Annotated in this window: 19 protein-coding genes; 14 read left to right on the forward strand and 5 right to left on the reverse strand. The window is 42.5% G+C overall.

All coding sequences use genetic code 11. The features are described from left to right. Nucleotides 1–36: 36 nt before the first annotated feature. Together Q4591_RS00430 and Q4591_RS00435 are read right to left on the reverse strand one after the other, a co-directional pair. Complete coding sequence (locus tag Q4591_RS00430) at nt 37–402, reverse strand: Hpt domain-containing protein (protein WP_076542524.1); 366 nt, start codon at nt 400–402, stop codon at nt 37–39. Between the two features lie 190 nt (nt 403–592). Then, a complete protein-coding gene (locus Q4591_RS00435; RefSeq protein WP_303458815.1) occupies nt 593–1,513 on the reverse strand; it encodes a TIGR01212 family radical SAM protein in 921 nt (306 codons plus the stop codon). 515 nt (nt 1,514–2,028) lie between these two features. Here Q4591_RS00435 and gltB point away from each other — a divergent pair. From gltB to Q4591_RS00470, 7 genes are all read left to right on the forward strand, one after another. Continuing rightward, a complete protein-coding gene (gltB, locus tag Q4591_RS00440) occupies nt 2,029–6,477 on the forward strand; it encodes a glutamate synthase large subunit (protein ID WP_303458818.1) in 4,449 nt (1,482 codons plus the stop codon). Between the two features lie 6 nt (nt 6,478–6,483). Then, nucleotides 6,484–7,896 carry an FAD-dependent oxidoreductase gene (locus Q4591_RS00445; RefSeq protein ID WP_102475604.1) on the forward strand — a complete coding sequence of 471 codons (1,413 nt, stop codon included), beginning with the start codon at nt 6,484–6,486 and terminating at the stop codon, nt 7,894–7,896. A gap of 205 nt (nt 7,897–8,101) precedes the next feature. Further along, nucleotides 8,102–8,794, forward strand: coding sequence for a 5'-methylthioadenosine/adenosylhomocysteine nucleosidase (locus Q4591_RS00450; protein ID WP_102439253.1), 693 nt, complete (start codon nt 8,102–8,104; stop codon nt 8,792–8,794). A 103-nt stretch (nt 8,795–8,897) separates the two neighbouring features. Then, nucleotides 8,898–9,899 carry a cobalamin biosynthesis protein gene (locus Q4591_RS00455; RefSeq protein ID WP_157936105.1) on the forward strand — a complete coding sequence of 334 codons (1,002 nt, stop codon included), beginning with the start codon at nt 8,898–8,900 and terminating at the stop codon, nt 9,897–9,899. Nucleotides 9,900–9,980: 81 nt separating this feature from the next. Further along, nucleotides 9,981–10,361, forward strand: coding sequence for a DUF2721 domain-containing protein (locus Q4591_RS00460; protein WP_102439286.1), 381 nt, complete (start codon nt 9,981–9,983; stop codon nt 10,359–10,361). Continuing rightward, nucleotides 10,354–10,980: a trimeric intracellular cation channel family protein gene (locus tag Q4591_RS00465; protein ID WP_102439255.1), complete on the forward strand. Its 627-nt coding sequence runs from the start codon at nt 10,354–10,356 to the stop codon at nt 10,978–10,980. Before Q4591_RS00460 ends, Q4591_RS00465 begins: the two co-directional genes overlap by 8 nt. After that, nucleotides 10,981–11,466, forward strand: coding sequence for a nuclear transport factor 2 family protein (locus Q4591_RS00470; RefSeq protein ID WP_102439256.1), 486 nt, complete (start codon nt 10,981–10,983; stop codon nt 11,464–11,466). Nucleotides 11,467–11,590: 124 nt separating this feature from the next. Here the strand turns inward: Q4591_RS00470 and tyrS are convergent, their stop codons facing one another. Continuing rightward, the gene (tyrS, locus tag Q4591_RS00475) at nt 11,591–12,787 is read right to left on the reverse strand and encodes a tyrosine--tRNA ligase (RefSeq protein ID WP_102439257.1); all 1,197 of its coding nucleotides are present in this window, start codon (nt 12,785–12,787) and stop codon (nt 11,591–11,593) included. 124 nt (nt 12,788–12,911) lie between these two features. Here tyrS and Q4591_RS00480 point away from each other — a divergent pair, with 124 nt between their 5' ends. From Q4591_RS00480 to Q4591_RS00500, 5 genes are all read left to right on the forward strand, one after another. Next, nucleotides 12,912–14,426: a peptidoglycan DD-metalloendopeptidase family protein gene (locus tag Q4591_RS00480; RefSeq protein ID WP_102475601.1), complete on the forward strand. Its 1,515-nt coding sequence runs from the start codon at nt 12,912–12,914 to the stop codon at nt 14,424–14,426. Between the two features lie 101 nt (nt 14,427–14,527). After that, nucleotides 14,528–15,640 (forward strand): anhydro-N-acetylmuramic acid kinase, encoded by a 1,113-nt coding sequence (locus tag Q4591_RS00485; RefSeq protein ID WP_303458821.1) that lies wholly within the window; start codon nt 14,528–14,530, stop codon nt 15,638–15,640. A gap of 247 nt (nt 15,641–15,887) precedes the next feature. Further along, on the forward strand, nt 15,888–16,592 hold the full coding sequence (gene aqpZ / locus Q4591_RS00490; protein WP_303458824.1) for an aquaporin Z: 705 nt from the start codon (nt 15,888–15,890) through the stop codon (nt 16,590–16,592). Between the two features lie 182 nt (nt 16,593–16,774). After that, on the forward strand, nt 16,775–17,161 hold the full coding sequence (locus Q4591_RS00495; protein ID WP_102519304.1) for a DUF2750 domain-containing protein: 387 nt from the start codon (nt 16,775–16,777) through the stop codon (nt 17,159–17,161). Between the two features lie 119 nt (nt 17,162–17,280). Further along, a complete protein-coding gene (locus tag Q4591_RS00500; protein ID WP_102439287.1) occupies nt 17,281–17,706 on the forward strand; it encodes a hypothetical protein in 426 nt (141 codons plus the stop codon). A gap of 69 nt (nt 17,707–17,775) precedes the next feature. Here the strand turns inward: Q4591_RS00500 and erpA are convergent, their stop codons facing one another. After that, nucleotides 17,776–18,126 (reverse strand): iron-sulfur cluster insertion protein ErpA, encoded by a 351-nt coding sequence (erpA, locus tag Q4591_RS00505; RefSeq protein ID WP_055024237.1) that lies wholly within the window; start codon nt 18,124–18,126, stop codon nt 17,776–17,778. A 79-nt stretch (nt 18,127–18,205) separates the two neighbouring features. Next, nucleotides 18,206–18,919: a DUF6776 family protein gene (locus Q4591_RS00510; RefSeq protein WP_303458825.1), complete on the reverse strand. Its 714-nt coding sequence runs from the start codon at nt 18,917–18,919 to the stop codon at nt 18,206–18,208. A 67-nt stretch (nt 18,920–18,986) separates the two neighbouring features. On the opposite strand from Q4591_RS00510, the gene Q4591_RS00515 reads away from it, so the two are divergent. Continuing rightward, nucleotides 18,987–20,711, forward strand: a complete 1,725-nt coding sequence (locus tag Q4591_RS00515) for a chloride channel protein (RefSeq protein WP_102439263.1) — start codon at nt 18,987–18,989, stop codon at nt 20,709–20,711. Nucleotides 20,712–20,856: 145 nt separating this feature from the next. Then, nucleotides 20,857–21,876, forward strand: a complete 1,020-nt coding sequence (locus Q4591_RS00520; protein WP_102439264.1) for an aspartate carbamoyltransferase — start codon at nt 20,857–20,859, stop codon at nt 21,874–21,876. Nucleotides 21,877–21,902 lie beyond the last annotated feature (26 nt).

Genomic DNA, 21,902 nt, shown 5'->3' on the forward strand with positions numbered 1-21,902 from the left:
AAAGCCCCTTGCGGGGCTTTTAAAAGTCAAAAGCAATTAAGCTTTTGCTTCTAAAAATTCTTTTAATTGCTGTAGATCTGAACCTGCATGCTCAACGATTTGACCTAACCATTTATCATGCTCAGTATCCCAAGCTGGCTCTTCGCCATGTTGAACAAGCTGTGCAAATTGCTGAATACGCTTTAATCCAACAGAACCTGCAGCACCTTTAAATTTATGCGCTTCAGCACAAAGGGTATCTTTGTCATTCGCTTCATTCGCTTTAATGAGGCTTCCTAAATATTCAGGCATTAGCTGCTCAAATAACACGACACTTTTTAATAAAGTTCCAGCACCAATAGCACTACAATATTGCTCTAACGTATTGAGATCCAATACAGACTCTAACTCAACTGTGGCCATCTCGGCACCTCTTAATCAATTCATAACTTTAAAATTGAATTTATAATACTCGCTAAAATCCCCTATGCAACTAAACAAGGCTTTTCAAGTCTAATTTCTGGCAAATGAGCACAGTATTTTAACAAGCTGTTAAAAAAACTTTATAAAGTAAGTGAATAAACTTTCATAAATTGCAGTTAAAGATTGAGTTTTAGTTTTTTTGGGCTGACAAATAGTGCCCTTGTCCACCGTTAGCCGCTAAATTTTGCACGATAGCCACTAAGCCTTCCCATCGATAACCGCACCAATCAGGCGCCAGTAATAGCGGTTTTTTAGCATAAGCTGTGACTCTGTGAAAAATAATATCTTTAGGTGTATGACGAATAAGTTCACTGGCATAGTTGGCGTAGTCTTCTTTTGTGAGTAATGCCATCCCTTTATGACGCCATGCCTTAGCCATTACACTCCCTTCTACTATATGTAATGGATGCAGTTTAATGCCATCAACTCCGGTTTCAATGACACTGATCAAACTGCGCAAGTAATCACTATAGTCTTCACCGGGCAAGCCAAGGATCAAATGAGCACAGACTTTAATGCCACGTTTTCGAGCGCGCTGCACTGTATCTTGATAACAAGCAAAGTCATGACCACGGTTAATGCGCTTTAAGGTGTCATTGTTTGAAGTTTGTAAGCCAAGCTCAAGCCAGACTTCAGTCCCCTTATCTTGATAACTGACTAACAAATCTAAAATATCATCTGGTACACAATCCGGGCGGGTACCAATATGTAAGCCAACAATATCTGAATCTTTAATGGCCTCATCATACTTCGTCTTTAGCACCTGATACTCATCATAGGTACTCGTATAAGCCTGAAAATAAGCAATATATTTGGCACTATCATTTAGCGAGCGCTGCTTACCTTGCTTTAATTGCTCAGAGATACTGGCTTCAGTGCCTTGCTCATAACTAAATGACGACACATTACAGAAAGTGCAGCCGCCTTTACCTAAGGTTCCATCTCGATTTGGGCAAGTGAACTTAGCATCAATTGTCAGCTTTTTAATTCTGCCGCCATATTGCTGCTTACATACTGCACCGAAGGTATTTACAAAATCATCTAAACCCACAATTGCTCCTGACGGCAAAAAGTGGCAGACAATACAGGCTCTGACAGATAAAAACTTAGTGCCACATCAAAAAAACAGTAAATAAATCGATTAATTTATATTCACACAGTGACAAAGGGCACATTTTTGAACTTGGCAGTTACAACTCTTAGTCAAATTAATTGAATAAATAATCATTTAAGGCAATTTACCTGTTCAAACTGTACTTGAAAATAAATTCACTATCCATAAATCAATATCAATCAACAGCAAATGTTAACCAAAAGTAAAAGTGACAATTTTGTAATTTTAAAATTCTTTTTATTCATAAGGTTATACGAACAAAAAAACATCTTACGTTAACGTAAGGTAGCTTTTTTATAACATTTGTAATAACAGTAACAATTCATTTTGTTGAGTAATTTAAGTTTGACCTTTATCCATTATCAAGCTAATTTGGGTGGTTCGGGTGCATATCTATGAGAACTTCTCCGCATTATCCGAGTCGTATTAAGTTAGGTTTAGGGAGTTTTTGTATGAGCTTATATCATCCCAGTTTTGAGCGGGACAATTGTGGATTTGGTTTAATAGCCCAAATGGATGGCGATGCTAGCCATCGTATTGTCCGTACTGCTATTCACGGTTTGGATAGAATGAAACACCGTGGTGGGATAGCATCAGACGGTCGCACAGGTGATGGCTGTGGACTATTAATGTCGATGCCGAAAGACTTTTTTGCAGCCATTGCAACTGAAAATGATTGGCACCTTAGCCGCAAGTTTGCAGTGGGCATGCTATTTCTCAGCCAAGATCCAGTCAAAGCTGAAACCGCAAAAGCCATTTTAGAAAAAGAACTCCAGCGTGAAACCTTAAGTGTTGCCGGTTGGAGAAAGGTGCCTGTAAACCCTGATGTACTGGGTGAGATTGGCCGCAAAAGCCTGCCACAAATTTACCAAGTGTTAATTAATGCCCCTGTGGGCTGGCGTGAAAAAGATTTAGAACGTCGGCTTTATATGGCCAGACGCCGTCTTGAACAGCAAATCATCGATGATAGCGACTTCTATGTTGCCAGCTTATCGGGTGAGGTTATTGTCTATAAAGGCTTAATGATGCCTGCAGACTTGCCAGCATTTTATTCTGACTTAGCCGATATTCGTCTCAAAAGCACCATTTGCTTATTCCATCAGCGCTTTTCAACTAACACCTCGCCGAAGTGGCCATTAGCGCAGCCATTTAGATTTTTAGCACATAATGGTGAAATCAATACCATTACCGGTAACCGCCAATGGGCCAGAGCCCGTGCTTATAAATTTAATTCACCGCTATTGCCTGATTTACAACAAGCCGCGCCTTTTGTTAATGAAACTGGCTCTGATTCATCATCATTGGATAATATGCTGGAAATGCTATTAGCCGGTGGCATGGATTTATACCGTGCTATGCGCTTACTTATACCACCAGCCTGGCAAAGTAATCCTGAAATGGATGATGAGTTGAAAGCATTTTATGATTTCAACTCGATGCATATGGAGCCGTGGGACGGCCCTGCTGGCATCGTAATGAGCAATGGCCGCCATGCTGCCTGCGCCGTAGACCGTAACGGCCTACGCCCTTCTCGCTACGTTATAACCAAGGATCGCATCCTAACACTGGCATCAGAAGTGGGTATTTGGGATTATTCTGCCGATGAAGTGGTAGAAAAAGGCCGTGTTGGCCCTGGCGAATTATTAGTACTCGATACCATGAATGGCCGTTTGTATTCGTCATTTGAAATCGATAATGACTTAAAACGTCGCCACCCATACAAAGAATGGATGGCTAAAAATAGCCGCACCTTAAAACCTGCGACCAAAATTGATGCCGCTCAACAAGGCGCCAGTAATTTTAGTGCTGATGTGTTACTTCAGTATCAAAAGCAATTTGGTTACAGCCGTGAAGAGTTAGAGCAAGTTATTTGGGTGCTAGCAAGTAAAGGTGAAGAAGCTACTGGCTCAATGGGTGATGATACTCCAATGGCGGTATTGTCGAAAAAATCTCGCTCACTGTATGACTATTTCCGTCAAAAGTTTGCACAAGTCACCAACCCGCCTATTGATCCATTACGTGAAAAACATGTGATGTCGTTAACCACCTGTATTGGGCGCGAGCAAAACTTATTTTGCGAAACAACCGGCGTGGCTTATCGAGTGATGTTTGAATCACCCGTTTTACTTTTTAGTGATTTTAATCAGTTACTTGGTCTTGATAGCAGTTACTACCGTGCGAATACTATTGATTTAAACTACGACGCCCACGAAAACTTAAAGCAAGCTATCGAGCGCATTACCGATGAAGCTGAGCGTTTAGCAAGAAGTGGCACAACCTTACTAATCCTGTCAGACAGAGCCGCCGCTAAAAATGTTCAAGTGATCCCTGCCGCTATGGCTGTGGGCGCGGTGCAGCAACGCCTTGTTGATCAAAGCTTACGTTGTGACACCAACATTATTGTTGAAACTGCATCAGCGCGCGACCCACATCACTTTGCCGTGCTATTAGGTTTTGGCGCGACAGCGATTTACCCTTATCTGGCTTATGAGTCTATTTCAGCCATGGCAAAGAAACATCAAGTAGAAGATGACAGTATCTTGATGTTGAACTTCCGCCAAGGTATTGAAAAAGGCCTGCGTAAAATCATGTCGAAAATGGGGATCAGCACTGTAGGCTCTTACCGTTGTAGCCAGCAATTTGAAGCCATTGGTTTATCTTCAGATGTAATTGAATTGTGCTTTAAAGGCGTGATTAGCCGTATTGAAGGTGCAAGCTTTGAACATTTAGCTAACGATCAAAAAGTGCTTCATACCGCAGCGTTTCGCGCTCACATACCACTGCCACAAGGCGGTTTATTAAAGTATGTTGAAGGCGGCGAGTATCATAGTTTCAACCCCGATGTCGTCAATACGTTACAGCAAAGTCTTAAAGATCAGGATTACCCTAAATATAAGAAATTTGCAGCGTTAGTCGATGACCGCCCTATTGCGACCTTACGTGACTTAATTGGCATTAAAGGCACAAATGCGGCCATTGACGAGTCAAATGTTGAAGCTGCCGGAAACTTATTCCCACGCTTTGATAGCGCTGCAATGAGTATCGGCGCATTAAGTCCGGAAGCCCATGAAGCCTTAGCCGTTGCTATGAACCGCATTGGTGGCCGTTCAAATTCTGGTGAAGGTGGTGAAGACCCAAGTCGTTTCAATAGCGAACGTAACTCAGCGATTAAGCAAATTGCCTCTGGCCGTTTTGGCGTTACAGCCCACTACCTTGTTAATGCTGATGTATTGCAAATTAAAGTCGCTCAAGGGGCAAAACCCGGTGAAGGTGGTCAGTTACCTGGCCATAAAGTGAGTGTTGAAATCGCTGGTCTTCGTCATGCGCGCCCTGGGGTTACCTTAATTTCGCCACCGCCGCATCATGACATTTATTCTATCGAAGATTTAGCCCAGCTGATTTTCGATTTAAAGCAAATCAACCCTAAAGCTTTAGTGTCAGTGAAACTGGTATCTGAGCCGGGCGTAGGCACCATCGCAACGGGTGTTGCGAAAGCTTACGCCGATATGATCACCATATCAGGTTACGATGGCGGTACTGGTGCCAGTCCAATTACGTCAGTTAAATATGCTGGCTCACCATGGGAGCTTGGCCTTGCGGAAGTGCATCAATCACTGGTTGAGAATGGTTTGCGTCATAAAATTCGCTTACAGGTCGATGGCGGCTTAAAAACCGGTCAAGACATCATTAAAGCCGCGTTGTTAGGTGCAGAAAGCTTTGGCTTTGGTACCGTACCTATGATTGCTTTAGGTTGTAAATACCTGCGTATTTGTCATCTAAACAACTGCGCAACCGGTGTTGCAACCCAAGATAAAAACTTACGTGACAAGCATTATCATGGCTTGCCAGAGCGAGTAATTACTTACTTTGAGTTTGTCGCTCAAGAAGTCCGTGAATGGATGGCAAAATTAGGCGTTGCTAAATTTGAAGATTTAGTCGGCCGTACTGATTGGTTATATGCCCTTGAAGGCCAAACAGCCAAGCAGTTAGGACTCGATTTAGCGCCAATTTTATATCAGCCAAAAGTCGCTGACGGAAGTGCTATAACTTGGAAAGAGTTAAACCCGCCTTCTGATAAAGGTGAGTTAAATCTACAAATTGTTTCAGACACAGCCCAAGCGGTATTAGCCGGTGAGGCGTTAACCAAGCAATATGCCATTAACAATACCGACCGCTCAATCGGCGCGACATTATCAGGTTTTATTGCCACCAACATTGGTAAAGAAGGCACTAAATCACCTATCACACTGCAATTTAACGGCAGTGCAGGTCAAAGCTTTGGGGTATGGAATAGCCCGGGGTTAGATTTAGAGCTAATTGGTGATGCTAATGACTATGTCGGTAAAGGCATGTCTGGCGGTAAGATTATTATCCATCCTCCTGTTGGCAGCCCATTCCAAAGTGAGCGCAGTGCCATTATGGGTAATACCTGTCTATATGGTGCAACTGGCGGCCGAGTTTATGCTGCAGGTCAAGCTGGCGAGCGTTTTGGGGTGCGTAACTCTGGCGCCGTAGCTGTGGTTGAAGGTGTGGGTGACAACGGTTGTGAGTACATGACTGGCGGCATCGTAGTTGTTCTTGGTAAAACAGGGGTTAACTTCGGCGCAGGTATGACGGGTGGTTTTGCTTATATCTTTGATCGCTTTAATCACTTTAGTCGCCGAGTTAATACTGAGCTTGTTGATACCCAAAAACTAGAATCAACAATACAGCAGCAACACCTTAAAGGCTTGATTGAAGAGCATGCAAGCGCCACTGGCAGTGAGCATGCCAAAATGATCTTAAGTGATTTTGAGAACTGGTTAGATTGTTTTGTATTAGTGAAGCCGAAGAACATTGCCGTTGCTGACTTGCTCAAAATTGAGCAAAAAAGCCCGGAACTTGCAGTAAAGGCGGGGTAAATTAAGATGAGTAATGATTTTCAATTTATAGAAGTCGATCGTAAAGATCCAACTAAACACGCCGCTTCGAAACGTTCAACTCAATTTATTGAGATTTATCAGCCGTTTTCTCAGCCTCAAGTGGCTGAGCAGGCAGACCGTTGTTTAGATTGTGGTAATCCTTATTGCGAGTGGAAGTGTCCACTGCATAACTACATTCCTAATTGGCTAAAACTGGCCGAACAAGGTCGTATTCTAGAAGCGGCAGATTTGGTTCATGAAACCAATACCTTGCCAGAAATATGTGGCAGAGTGTGCCCTCAAGATCGTCTATGTGAAGGGGCTTGCACCCTCAATGATGATTTCGGCGCAGTCACCATTGGTAATGTTGAAAAATACATTACCGATACTGCAATCAGCCAGGGATGGCGACCCGATATGACAAAAGTGAAGCCACGCAAAGAGCGCGTGGCAATTATTGGTGCAGGGCCAGCGGGCCTTGGTTGTGCTGATATCTTAAGTCGTAACGGTGTTAAAGCTGTGGTATATGATAAATACCCACAGATTGGTGGTTTGCTGACTTATGGCATTCCATCTTTCAAGCTTGATAAAGAGGTTATGGCCACCCGACGTAGTGTACTTGAAGGTATGGGCATTGAATTTAAAATGGGCGTTACCGTTGGTAAAGACATTCCCTTTCAAAGCCTGCTAGATGGTTATGATGCTGTGTTCCTCGGCATGGGTACCTACACAGCAATGAAAGCTCGCCTACCCGGTGAAGACAGTCAAGGTGTCATTCAAGCACTGCCTTACTTGATTGGTAATACTCATCATTTAATGGGCACTGAATGCTCTGAAAACCCATATTTAAGCCTTGAAGGTAAAAACGTGGTGGTATTAGGCGGTGGTGATACAGCTATGGATTGTGTCCGCACTGCTGTGCGCCAAGGGGCTAAAAGCGTCACTTGTGCTTATCGTCGTGATGAAGCAAACATGCCAGGCTCTCGCCGTGAAGTGCAAAATGCCCGCGAAGAAGGCGTCAACTTCTTATTTAACCGTCAACCGGTGGCAATCAAAGAGCAAGATGGCATAGTCACAGGCATTGAGAGTGTAGAAACTCAAATGGGCGAAGCCGATGAATCTGGTCGTCAAAAAGCTGAAGTCATTGCCGGTAGTGAGCAAACCCTTGAAGCTGATGCCATTATCATTGCCTTTGGTTTCCAAGCCAGCCCTGCAGCTTGGTTTAGCGACTTTGGCATTGAAACCAATGAATGGGGTTTAGTAAAAGCCAGTAAGTTTGACGATAACCCTTTCCAAACAACCAACCCGAAAGTGTTTGCCGGTGGTGATATGGTACGTGGTTCAGACTTAGTCGTTACCGCTATTGCTGAAGGCCGCGATGCAGCTCAAGGGATTTTAAACGCTTTTGAAGACGCATAACTCACTTTTGCAGCCACTGACAAGCCGCGGTCAATAACACAGCTTGGGCTGATTAATAGCAAAACTTGTGATAGCAAAGCTCTTAAAGCGCATCTTTTGATGCGCTTTTTTATTTGCTGAAATTGCTACTACAGTGCTCATTCCCTGTTTGCTTTTGTGCTATATTAGCCGCCATTATTTAAATGAACTGTTTGAGACGCTAATTATGAAAATCGCTATTATCGGTGCAATGGAACCTGAAGTTGCTCACCTAATTGAATCAATGACCAATCCAGTACACTCAACTGTAGCGGGAATCGAATTCGTTGAAGGACAACTTTCAGGTAAAGATGTTGTCGTCACCCGTTCAGGCATTGGTAAAGTCGCTGCCAGCGTTGCAACCACATTAGTTATCAACAACTTTAAGGTTGACGCTGTGATTAACACTGGCTCTGCAGGTGGATTTGTTGACAGTTTAAATATTGGCGATATTGTTATTTCATCTGAAGTACGTCATCACGATGTTGATGTAACCGCCTTTGGTTATGAAATTGGTCAAATGGCATCGCAGCCTGCTGCTTTCATCCCTGATGAAAAGTTAGTCACTGCCGCAAAAGCGGCTATTTCATCATTAGGTGAAGCTAAGGTGATTGAAGGTTTAATCGCCACAGGTGATAGCTTTATTTGCGATCCTGAACGCACAAAAGTGATGCTGGCTAACTTCCCAACTATGGCGGCATGTGAAATGGAAGCCGCTGCGATTGCGCAAGTTTGTCATCAATTTAAGGTGCCGTTTGTTGTCATCCGCTCATTATCAGATAATGCTAACAACGACTCGCCTGTTGATTTTGATTCCTACATTGTAAAAGCAGGTCATTACTCAGCACTAATGGTCATTGCATTACTAAAAAACCTATAAAGAAGCCCAAGGTAATTTAATTTAGCCGTTATTGGCAGCAAAATGATGTCGTTCTGCCAATAGGGTTAACACTGTGGATGTGGACTAATAAGGTGCTATGACATTGTTTGATAGTTCTTTTTACCAACAGCTCATTACGGTTGATGGTAGTTTTCTAGCCAACTGTCTGGTGCTTTTTATGGCGTTGCTCATTTCTAGAGTGGCGCCAATACCTAGACATTTGCAGCCAATTGTTTTTTTTCAGCTACTGGCTAATAAATTAAGCGCGAAAGTTAACCATCCACAGCGTTCTTCTCAACAGCAAGTTACCGCCGGCCTACTCGCAACACTGTTACTGATTTTACCACTGTGGTTTAGCGTCTACTTTATCTTGTCGCTGGCAGTGTACCCTTGGTTTTTTGACTTTTTATTAGTGTATTTTTGCATCAGTGACGCAGGCTTCAGACCCGTCGCGAATGACGTTGTAAACTCCCTAAAGCTTAATGATAAACAACGAGCCAAAAAGTTACTGAGCCCATGGCTAATTCAGCAAACTGATAGTTTGTCAGAAGTCGGTATTTGTAAAGCCACCATTGAAAGGCTATTAATCAGCCCAAGTTATGGCACTGTCGCCACCATCTTATTTTTTGCCATTGGCGGTGCCCCCTTGGTGTTATTTATCCATTTGCTACGTCAATTAGAACATTGCTGGCCTAATTACGTGCCGCAATACCGCTACTTCAGCGCCCCTATTTATGCCCTCAACCAAATAATTTTTGCTCTCCCCAGTTTACTGTGGAATCTGACTTTAATTTTGCAAGGCAAATTAAAAAACGTATCAGCATTAGTTAAACAGCCAGCTCATACAGCTGGAGTGTTCGGTTACTCAAGCTTATACATTGGCAGTAAAGTGTTGGAAGTGGAGTTAGGCGGGCCGCAAAAATTTATCTTAAAACACCAATTGCAACGAGTTGAATTAAGCAAGATAAACCCATCAAGAATGCCGCTTACTCAAGATATCCGCAACGCGATCAGCTTGACATCATGGGCAATCAGCTTTTGGATTTGTTTTACCATTGCCATTCCGATTTTGTGGACCGCATTAAGGTGGTTTCAAGCGATGTAACTTTATTATAAAAAGGTTATTATACCCAGCTTAGTCATTTTTTGTTGTTTGATGTAGAGGCGACTCCTTTTGTTAGATAATCTGCAAATATCTTTAACGACCCCAGGTTTGTTATTCCCAGCTATTTCATTATTGCTGTTAGCTTACACTAACCGTTTTTTCGCATTAGCAGCTTTAATCAGAAACTTAAGCTCCTCAGGTAAGCCAATTAATAGCGAACAAATTAAAAACCTTCGTCAGCGCATTAAGATTATTAGACGCATGCAAGAAGCAGGCGTCATCAGTTTTGCCATCTGTGTCATTAGCATGATTTTTATTTATTTGGGGCTGTTTGATATCGGCTCAATGGTATTTGGGGTGAGTTTATTATTTTTACTTTATTCACTGATTTTATCTGTAGTTGAAATCCGTATTTCGGTCGATGCACTCAATATCCACTTAAAAGAGCTTAGCAATGATTGAGTGGATTTACTTTTTTGACTTGTGTGGCACCGCGGTCTTTGCCTTATCAGGCGCATTAGCCGCAGGTAAGCATAAAATGGACCCATTTGGGGTAATTGTTTTGGCCTCAGTGACCGCCATTGGTGGCGGCAGTATTCGTGATGCGCTTATTGGCTCAACACCGGTGTTTTGGATCAGTAACCCCAGTTATGTGGTGGTCATTTTGGCAACCGTGATTGCCTGTTTCATTTTAGTTCGTAAACCTCATAAATTACCTAAGTTAACCCTCCCCATAGCCGATGCCTTTGGCTTGGCTCTGTTTACCGTGATTGGTGCAGAAAAAGCATTGCAACTAGGGTTATCTGGCATGTCTGCGGTGATCTTAGGTTTAATCACCGGTGTCGGTGGTGGTATTATCCGAGACTTATTATGCCAGCAAGTGCCTATGGTACTGCGCACCGAAATATATGCCACAGCCTCTATTGTTGGCGGTATCTGTTATACCTTGAGTATTGCAGTGGGTATGGATAGCACTTACGCGCTGTTTTTGGCCATGTTTAGCACCTTGATTATTCGCTTAAGTGCAATTCGCTGGCATTTATCATTACCTGCATTCGATTTAAAAACTAAGGGCCATTAGATGCGACTCATTTTATTAGTATGCTGTTTATTGAGTAGTATTTGGAGCACTTCAAGCCTGGCTAATAGCGGCGAAATGCCAAAACAGCAGCAGCTTGCAGTGCAATACATGCAAGCATTAACCAGCCATGATTACCGCACTTTAAAGAAGTTTTATAATCGTGAAAGCGTCTTTTTTGATAAAACCGCCAATGTAAAATACACCGGCGGTCGTCATATTATCGAGTTTTTCCAGCGCGCCCATGATGGCGTTCTTGAGTATAAATTGAATATTGAGCACATGTTTAATACTGGCTCTTTAGTGGTACTCATTGGTAACTATCACCTTAGAGGCCCAGGTGATCAATTTGGCAAACCCGGCAAGATTATTGAAATCGCCGTGCCTGGTGTTACCACCTTAAAGTTCGATATGAAAACCGAGCGGGTGACAGAACAAGTTGACTTAATGGACTATCAAACCATGTCCGATCAACTTGAGTCACAATAAAGTTAACTCGCGCTAAAAACCTGTGTAGATTGCCATTATTTGGTAAATTTTACCCATAAAAAAACGGCTCATTGAGCCGTTTTTTGCTTTTAGGGATTAAGCCCCATCAGAATTTATTGTCTGCCTATACAAGCGAAACTTTAGCAAACTTGCGCTTACCTACTTGGAATACCGCGGTCATACCCGCAGTAAATACCTGACGAGTATCAGTGAGCTTTTCGCCATCCATTTTAACCGCGCCTTGCTTGATCATGCGCATGCCATCAGATGTTGAAGCAACCAGTGCCGCACTCTTAAGTAAGTTAGCAATCGCTAAGCCTTCGCCAGCTTCAAGCTCAACTTCTTCGATATCATCAGGAATAGCGCCCTTCTGGAAACGATCAATAAAGGCTTGATGTGCTGAGTCTGCTTGAGCTTGATCATGAAAACGGGCGATGATTTCTTTTGCTAAGGCAATTTTGATATCACGTGGGTTCTGACCGTTTTCAACATCTTGCTTAAATTGTGCAATTTCAGCCAATGGGCGGAATGACAACAATTCAAAGTAGCTCCACATTAGGTCATCTGAGATTGACATAATTTTGCCAAACATCTCATTTGCAGGCTCGCTAACGCCAATGTAGTTATGTGCCGATTTAGACATTTTCTTCACGCCGTCTAATCCCACTAATAAAGGCATCATAATAACGGTTTGTGGCTTTTGCCCTTCTGCTTTTTGTAGCTCACGGCCCATTAATAGATTGAACTTTTGATCGGTTCCGCCTAATTCAACGTCGGCTTTTAATGCGACTGAATCGTAGCCTTGCAGTAATGGATACATAAACTCGTGAATAGCAATTGACTGTCCACCAGCATAACGCTTTTTAAAGTCATCACGTTCCATCATGCGTGCAACGGTTTGTTGTGATGCTAAACGGATCATACCAGCAGCGCCCAGTGACTCTAACCACGATGAGTTAAACTCAATGCGGGTTTTTGCCGGGTCAAGAATTTTAAATACCTGCTCTTTGTATGTTTCAGCATTGGCCAGTACATCTTCACGAGTTAATGGCGGGCGCGTGGTGTTTTTACCACTAGGATCACCAACCATACCGGTAAAGTCACCAATAAGGAAAATCACCTCATGACCTAACTCTTGGAAGGTACGTAGCTTATTTAAGATCACCGTGTGACCTAAATGAATATCTGGAGCGGTTGGGTCTGCACCTAGTTTAATTCTTAAAGGACGACCTTCTTTAAGTTTTTCTAGCAGATCAGACTCAACTAAAATCTCGTCAGTACCGCGTTTAATTTCTGCTAACACTTGGTCTAAATCAGCCATTTCGGCACCTACTCCTGCAGCTTGGATAAAAAATAAGACGCCTATGTTACTTGTTAGCCACAGTAATTGAAAGTGTGTACACTAAGGGGATTACAACGAAAAAGAGAAATTGGTACCTAGGTCAATGGCAAAGTTTATCACTTTATTTAAATTGCTCCCTAAAGTGCACCAAATTGCACTGTGTTCATTAGTTATTCTCACGATAGTTATCGTGTTATTCCCATCAGATAATGCCCAAGCATCCAAACAAGCTAACACTGGTACAGTTGATATTTCCGATAGAATTGGCATCCAAGCCCCTTCGTCTGAAGAAGGTCATGTCAGTAACAATGACAAACAAAGCCAATACTCTGTACCGCTGGCCTTTAGAACCCCAACTCCGCCTGGAGGCAGCGCCCCAGCAAACACTATAACGGCAAGCAATAATGATGCTCAGCTTCGCCCTTCGCAAGAAAGTAATCCTATTGCTGATTTAAACCCATTAATGACAGCCTCAGACGGCTTATTAGCCACCCAAGCAGATGTTGAAAATGCCGTACCCTATCGTGAAGCAGATTTACTGTCACATAAAACCTTTAAAGTCGCTAAAGGTGACACTTTTGGTGGCTTAGCCAATAGAGCAGGCTTAAGTCCAAAAGATGTTTATCAAATTACCCGTTTGCCTGTATCTAAGAAAAATTTACTCAAAATCATGCCCGGTGAAGAGATTATTGTCTCTAAAGATGCCCAAGATGAAGTGACTCAAATTAGTTATCAAATGGACAAAGTCTCTACCCTATTGATTTCAAAGTTTGATGATAAATTCGAAGAAAAGGTCAATGTTAAGTCCATTACCTTAGAAACGAAGTTCATCACCGCCAATATTAGTACTAATTTTTGGAGCGCTGCAGCCAGCGCCGGTTTATCAGCTAACCATATTATGCAACTTGCCAACATTTTTGGTTGGGATATCGATTTCGCTCTAGATATACGTAAAGACGATCATTTCTCATTGATGTTTGAAGAAGAGTTTGTTGATGGCCAATTTATTGGTACCGGCAACATTTTAGCCGCCGAATTTGTTAACCAAGGTGAGCGCTACACAGCTGTACGTTATACCGATGGCGAATATTACTCAGAAACAGGCAGTAGCATGCGAAAAGCCTTCCTTCGCTCACCTGTTGACTTTAAATATGTCAGCTCAAGCTTTAATCCGCGTCGCTTACACCCAGTCACAGGCCAGGTTAGAGCACACCGTGGGGTAGATTATGTGGCTGCTATTGGTACCCCTATTAAAGCTGCAGGTCGCGGTAAAGTGATTGAGTCAAGTTATAACAAATACAATGGTAACTATGTCTTTATCAAGCATAACGATACCTACACCACTAAATATCTGCATCTAACAAAACGCAAAGTAAAACGTGGCGAAACCGTTAAGCAAGGGCAGATTATTGGTACTTTAGGAAAAACAGGTCGCGTTACTGGCGCTCACTTACATTACGAATTTATCGTTAATGGCGTGCATCGCAATCCAAGAACCATCAAGTTACCGCAATCTAAGCCAATTGATAAAAAAGAAAAAGCGCAGTTTGATATACTCAGCAAGCAAATAATGGCTAAAATTGAGCAAAACAAGCAGCAGCATTACGCCAGTAATTAACCTGTGATGCCGCGATTGAACTAGCGTTTCTCTAGTCACCCATTCCTTTGTTGGGCTAGTTTCATACAGAATCTAGCCCGCTTCATAAATGAGCCAATACCATGGATAAACCTCAGTATTATATCGGTTTAATGTCAGGCACCAGTATGGATGGTGTCGATGCTGTTTTAGTTGATTTTAGCAATAACCAAACCCGCTTAATCGCTACCTATACGGTAGCAATTCCAGAGCATGTTCTGCATCAATTACACCGTCTATGTAGTCCTAATAATGATGAACTGAACATTATGGGCCGCATGGACAGAAGTATGGGCTTACTGTTTGCACAGGCGGTCAACGAATTATTAGCAACCACCACTATTAATAAAGCCGATGTCATAGCCATTGGTAGTCACGGCCAAACCATTCGCCACATGCCCAATCTTGAGCATGGTTTCAGCTTACAAATTGGTGATGCGGATACCATAGCGGTTACCACGGGTATTAACGTCATTGCAGACTTTAGGCGCAAAGATATTGCCTTAGGCGGTCAAGGGGCGCCGTTAGTACCAGCATTTCATCAAGCGTTATTTGCTAAAGCTCACACACCACGGATTATTTTAAATATTGGCGGCATTGCTAATATCACTTACTTGCCAGGGGAATCTGATCAGGTTATTGGATTTGATACAGGCCCAGGTAACACCCTCATGGATGCATTCATTCTGCAACAGCAGCAGCTCAGTTTTGATGAATCAGGTCAATGGGCCGCATCAGGTAACACCAATGCCGAGTTATTAACTCACCTGTTAACTCACCCGTACTTTGCCATGGCCTATCCTAAAAGCACTGGTAGAGAGCTATTTAATCATGCTTGGCTTGAACAGCAATTGGCTGATTTTTCTCATCTAGCACTAGAGGATATTCAATCCACGCTACTTGATCTTAGCTGTCAGACAATCGCCAATGATATTAATCAACTCACGGATGCTGGCGATATTTTTGTTTGTGGCGGCGGCGCTTTTAACACTGAGTTGATGCAGCGTTTAGCCATGCTGGTGCCTAACTTTACCCTGTCAAGTACCACAGCAATCGGTATGGACCCCAAATGGGTTGAAGCCATCGCCTTTGCCTGGCTTGCTATGAGACATCACCACGGCTTAACGGCCAACTTACCCGCTGTGACTGGCGCAAGTAGAGCGGCGATCCTTGGCAGCTTTTACAGCGCTATTTAGTAAGTGAATAGATAGCAATACTAGTACCTAAACTCGCTATCAAAACTCGATATCAAAGCGATGCATATAACTGAACAAAAGTGAGTGGGGTTTCACCCACAAGCTTTGTTCAGCGTTAATACTTTTTCTTTAAATTCCCTCTCTTGTACAAAGTCACATTGTAATAACGGTAAATTACTGCTTAACTCTTTGTAGTGATTAATTTTTGTTCGCACAGCAGTATTCAATTTAAATTAAGGAAGGTTAAATGAGTATTTCGCAAAAAATGTTTGCAGAGTTTCTAGGAACCTTATGGTTAGTGTTAGGCGGCTGTGGTAGTGCGGTATTGGCCGCGGCTTTTCCTGAAGTAGGTATTGGGCTATTGGGCGTATCCTTAGCTTTTGGTTTAACCGTACTCACCATGGCATTTGCCATTGGTCATATTTCTGGCTGCCATCTAAATCCAGCAGTTTCATTTGGTTTATGGGCTGGGGGTCGCTTCCCCGCATCTGAGCTAGCGCCCTATATTATTGCCCAAGTGGCTGGCGGTATTGCTGGCGCAGGTATTTTATACCTTATTGCCACAGGTCAAGATGGCTTTAGTTTAGCAGGCGGTTTTGCCTCAAATGGTTTTGGTGAGCACTCTCCTGGTGGCTACAGTTTAACGGCGGTATTAATTACTGAAGTGGTAATGACGTTATTCTTTTTATTAATCATCTTAGGTGCCACAGACTCTCGTGCTCCTACGGGGTTTGCCCCGATTGCGATTGGTTTAGGGCTAACGTTAATTCATTTGATCAGTATTCCAGTATCAAATACCTCAGTTAACCCTGCTCGTAGCACTGGGCCTGCATTATTTGTCGGCGATTGGGCGGTATCTCAGCTGTGGTTATTTTGGCTTGCACCCATTGCAGGGGCGATTATTGCAGGTTTGATTTATCGCTTTTTTGAAAAGCCAGCTGACAATACATAAGCACACTCATTAGCCACTGAGTCACGAATAAAAGAGCACCTTGAGTGCTCTTTTCTTTTTCAATCTAAAAGTCGATGTTATCATGAGCCACCGACGGGATTTGGTAACGCTAAAGCTTGCTCTTTAGCTGCTCAATTTAGCCAATACCGCAACCTATTTACTTATTTTATTGAGAATACACCATGAGTAGCAAATCAAAATCTATTGCCGACCAATTAAACATGACCCCAGAAGCAAGATACGATTACCTTGTTGAGCAAGTTAAGCAAGAGCAGCAAATCTGGAGCCTACAAGATCAAGATGGCTGCGTGATGCTCACCACTGAAGATGAAGATTGTATTCCAATGTGGCCTTCTGAAGATGCGGCAAAATTATGGGCTGTTGATGAATGGAGTGATTGTGAACCATTATCAATTCCACTTAATGAATTTCAACAGCGTTGGGTAAGCGGTATGGAAGAAGATGATTTATTCATTGCCGTATTCCCAGTTCATGAAGATTTGGGTGTAGTGATCCCACCATTTGAACTTGATTCACGTTTAACGCCGAAAAAGCAATCAAAGCACTAACTCTTAAGCAAAACATAATTCTTAAGCACAAACATAATACTTTAATACAGATATAAACCATGACAGATAAAAATGTGACCACAAGCGAGATATGCCCTGATAAAGATAATACTCCCGCAATGGAGCAAAGCGCTGAAAGCCAAACTAAAGCTGTTTTCCCTAAAAGGTTAATGGCTTTATTGGCGGTCTACGTTATCTCGTCCGTCAGCGGTTTAATGGCCCAGCAAGGTGTATTGCTCTGTATATTGACCTTAATGATGGTGCTCGGTATTACAGGACGTCAAAAAGCGGCTTTATACATGCTTCGTGGCTACGGGATCTTGCAGCTGGCCTTATATAGCATGCTACCTGTCATTATGTATGATCCTGACAACTTAGTCGCTGGGCCGACTACTTTTGATTTTGGCTTTATGCAAATGGTACTGCCTGATTGGATTATCTTTACAGCGCTAATTATTTTGGCATTAATCCAAGTGTGGATTAGCTTTAATGCAAAAGTGCTGAAGTGGTTTAAGCCGCGGATGAACTTCAATATTATTAGTTGATTTGATAGTCAATTTAAGACACAAAAAAGCCGTCACATGACGGCTTTTTTATTGGTCTCAGTTTAGCTATTAAACTGAGAAACTGGCCCCACAACCACAGGTTGTTGTTGCATTTGGGTTTTTCACGAAGAAACGTGACCCTTCTAAGCCTGAAGTGTAGTCAACTTCACCGCCAACAAGATATTGAAGACTCATAGGATCAACAACCAGTTGTACCCCTTGCTTTTCAATAGTGAAGTCACCTTCATTCACTTTTTCATCAAAAGTAAAACCATACTGGAAACCTGAACAACCGCCTCCAGTTACGTATACTCGAAGTTTTAATTCAGGATTCTGCTCTTCTTCTAGCAGCCCTTTAACTTTAGTTGCCGCAGCATCGGTAAATTGGATTGGCATTGCTGCATCTGTTTGTTCAGTCATTACTACCTCTAACTTCAGTTTCAGATCGGGATTATCTATTACCTGACTAATTTGTTCAAGTATTACCCTTAGTTCTTTTTTAGCTTTCTAGTAACTCTGCGATATCGAACGTTTGCTCAATACGTCCACCTCGTACCCCGCGGGCAGCTGAGACTAGCACTACCGCTTTTACACGTTGTAAAGCAAAGCCTTCAGGCAGGTTCATTTCAGTATCAAATATTTGAAAGTAGCGAAAACCAAATGCAAATTTTTCAACATCAATGTCAGATAATGAAATTTCAACTTGCTGTTCATGTTGTAAACCCACCAACACAATATCTGCAACCCCTTTAACGCTGGTTTTACGCTTTTGGTTTTGGGTCAAAATTAATCTTAATTGATAACTATTGGCGACTAAGCCTTTTGACAGTTCGAGACCATGGATAGCAATGCCATCCACCTCTTTTTCTGGTGACACTAAGCTGCGATAAAATGCTAACTCTTGTTCGATAGTTTTTTGCTGTTGCAGTTGTTCTTTGAACATGGTTTGCATGTTGCTATTGGCTTTTTCAGCAATTGATACTGCCATTTCAAGCCGTGAAATCACCAGAGATTGTTTCTGGTAAGCCGTTTGTAATGCCTGAATTTCTTCCGCATTAAGCTCGGGTTCTATCACTTCTGACATAACAAAATGTTGGCTCAGCACCCCAATGGTGAAACTAATCACAATCAGCCCAAATAAATACAGACCTGAAGTGCGCTTTTTTCGTTCTAAAACTTGCAAGCGGTTCAGCAAGCGACGATAATTTAACATTAGGTAACAAGCCTTTAATAAAATACAATGCTAACAATATGCCCACAGATGGAAGTTAGGCAATAAAGTGCAATTCAAGTTTAGTAAAGCCGCTATTATTCACACCAAAGCAGTTACACGCAAATATCTTCGTAACGATTTGAGAGATAAACTTTCTCAAGCGAAAATTAGTGTGCAACTTTGTGCGTTAGCGCTTCTATTTGCTCTCATTACCTCCGGTGTGATCATCTTATTTCGCTTAACCTTGAACTGGGCACAAGTGTATACCCTTGCTGAAGCCACCCATTTCACTGACACAGTCAGTGATTGGCGCACTTACTTACCCATTTTAGGCGCATTACTTATTTGGTTGGTGGCTGGTATTGGTTCCAAACGCTATCGCCGTATGGGCATTGCCTATGTCTTACACCGATTCAAATTACATTACGGCAAAGTGCCGTTACCATCGGCTGCGGGTCAGTTTTTTCAAGCATTAATTGCGCTAGTGGCAAATTTTTCAGTGGGTAAAGAAGGCCCAGCTATTCACCTTGGCGCGGTGAGCGCGAGCTTTTTAGCTGAAAAATTTAAATTGCCTGACAACAGTGTTCGCATTATGTGTGCCAGTGGCATTGCTGCAGGTATCGCCGCCATTTTTAACGCGCCATTAGCCGCTGTATTATTTGTATTTGAAGTGATTGTGCGCGAATACAAGATTCATTACTTCTTTCCGATCATGCTTTCAGCCATATGTGGTGCATTATCAAGCCAGTTAGTTTTCGGCAATATTCATGAATATGACTTAATCAACGTCACTCGTATTCCGTTAGATCAATACCCAATTCTTGCCATAGGCGGTATCGTTTTAGGCTGCACTGCGGCGCTGTTTAATCACTCATTACTTAAAATGACCGCCATTGGTCAGCATTGGCCTTTAATTTATCGATTAATGATTGCCGCGGTCATCACCACCTTAATCGGCTTAATACTGCCACAAGCACTAGGCTCTGGTGATTTAGCCATTGAAGCCGCCATTAGCGAGCATCCAAGTTTATGGTTTTTAGGCGCATTGCTTGTGGCTAAAATAATCGCCACCATTGCTGCAATCAGTTTTGGCATTCCTGGTGGCTTAATTGGCCCCTTGTACGGAATAGGGGCATTAATTGGCGCCATGTTAGCCCTTGTTAGTGCGATTTTTTTCCCGTCAATTGCGCCTTATGTTGGCCTTTATACCGTGATCGGAATGACGGCGATGATGGGGGTGTGTTTAAGTGCGCCACTAGCCGCATTAGTGGCACTATTAGAGCTCACCAATGACGCTGCGATTATTTTACCTGCCATGTTTGTCACTATCCCCGCCTTTTTGATTGCCTATCAGGGCTTTAATACCAATTCGGTTTTTTTAAAACAATTGGACATTATGGGGCTTGGCTATAAAGTGCCGCCGGTTAATCTTGGGCTGCAAAAGAAAGGCGTACGGGCGCTGATGGATAAACGCTTTGTGATCGTTAATGACGATAATGACTTACTGCTTGAAGTCATGAAACGTGCGCAAGGCCGCCCAGTGATGGTACGTAATGCTGATAACCAAATTGAAATGCTCAGCCTTGAGATGCAGTCCTTTGAAGATAAAACCACCCTTTCACGGCATTTGATGCACGGCGTTGCTGATACCGCAACCTTAAATGAAGTGTACGAGCTATTGTCACTAAAACGCAGTGGTGAAGTGTATATTTATCAGAATAATACCAATAATGTCGTTGGGGTCATTAGCTGGGCTAACCTATGGCAAGAAATCCGTTCTGGGCAAGTATAATTGGCGTGAGATCTTAAATAACAGAAATAATCATTAGCATGATTTAATATTGGTTCACTCTCTGTTAAAATCTCGCCTCAGCCACCCTACATAACCACTGAGTAGATAGTTCTATTTACTCGCCTAATAATTGGAAATCAGGCTGATGACACAGTTTACAGGTTCTCACATCCTTTCAGTTAACCAACTGAATATTGATTCAATCAACACTATTTTCAACGTTGCCAATGATATGACCCCTTATGCACTTCGTGAAAAACGAACCAAAGTGCTTGATGGCGCCATTTTAGGTAATTTATTTTTCGAACCTAGTACTCGCACTCGAGTCAGCTTCGGTTGCGCATTTAATTTACTTGGTGGCAACGTAAGAGAAACCGTCGGCATGGGCTCATCCTCATTGTCTAAAGGTGAATCACTTTACGATACAGCAAGAGTATTATCGACTTATTCAGATGTTATCGCTATGCGCCACCCGGACGCTTTTTCAGTTAAAGAATTCGCACAAGGCAGCCGCGTTCCTGTGATAAATGGCGGTGATGGCGCTAACGAGCACCCGACACAGGCTTTATTGGATTTATTTACCATTCAAAAAGAATTGGGGCATCACGGACAAGATATCAGCGGCATGCACATTGCCATGGTCGGTGATTTAAAACATGGTCGCACGGTACATTCCTTGTCACGTTTGTTATGCATGTATAAAGATGTGAAGTTCACATTAATTTCACCAACTGACTTAGCAATGCCTGACTATGTGATCAGTGACATTGAAAATGCTGGTCATCAGATCACAATTACAGATCAGCTAGAAGGTAATTTACATCAGGCTGATATACTCTATTTAACTCGCATTCAGGAAGAGCGATTCCCTTCACAAGATGAAGCGGATAAATATCGCGGAAAATTCCGTTTAAATCACAGTATTTACACCAAACACTGTAAATCTAACACTGTGATAATGCATCCATTGCCAAGAGACTCTCGTGCTCAAGCCAATGAATTAGATAATGATTTAAATAGCCATCCTAGTCTGGCAATTTTCAGACAAGCTGATAATGGCTTACTTATAAGAATGGCACTTTTTGCTCTAACACTTGGGGTTGAAAATCAACTACAACAATACGAGTGCCCCGTTAATTGGTATTCACGCAAAGCCGATAAATAATTGGCTAACGACTTAAAAGGATTACA

It is taken from the genome of Shewanella sp. 3_MG-2023 (assembly GCF_030548765.1).
GTDB lineage: Bacteria > Pseudomonadota > Gammaproteobacteria > Enterobacterales > Shewanellaceae > Shewanella.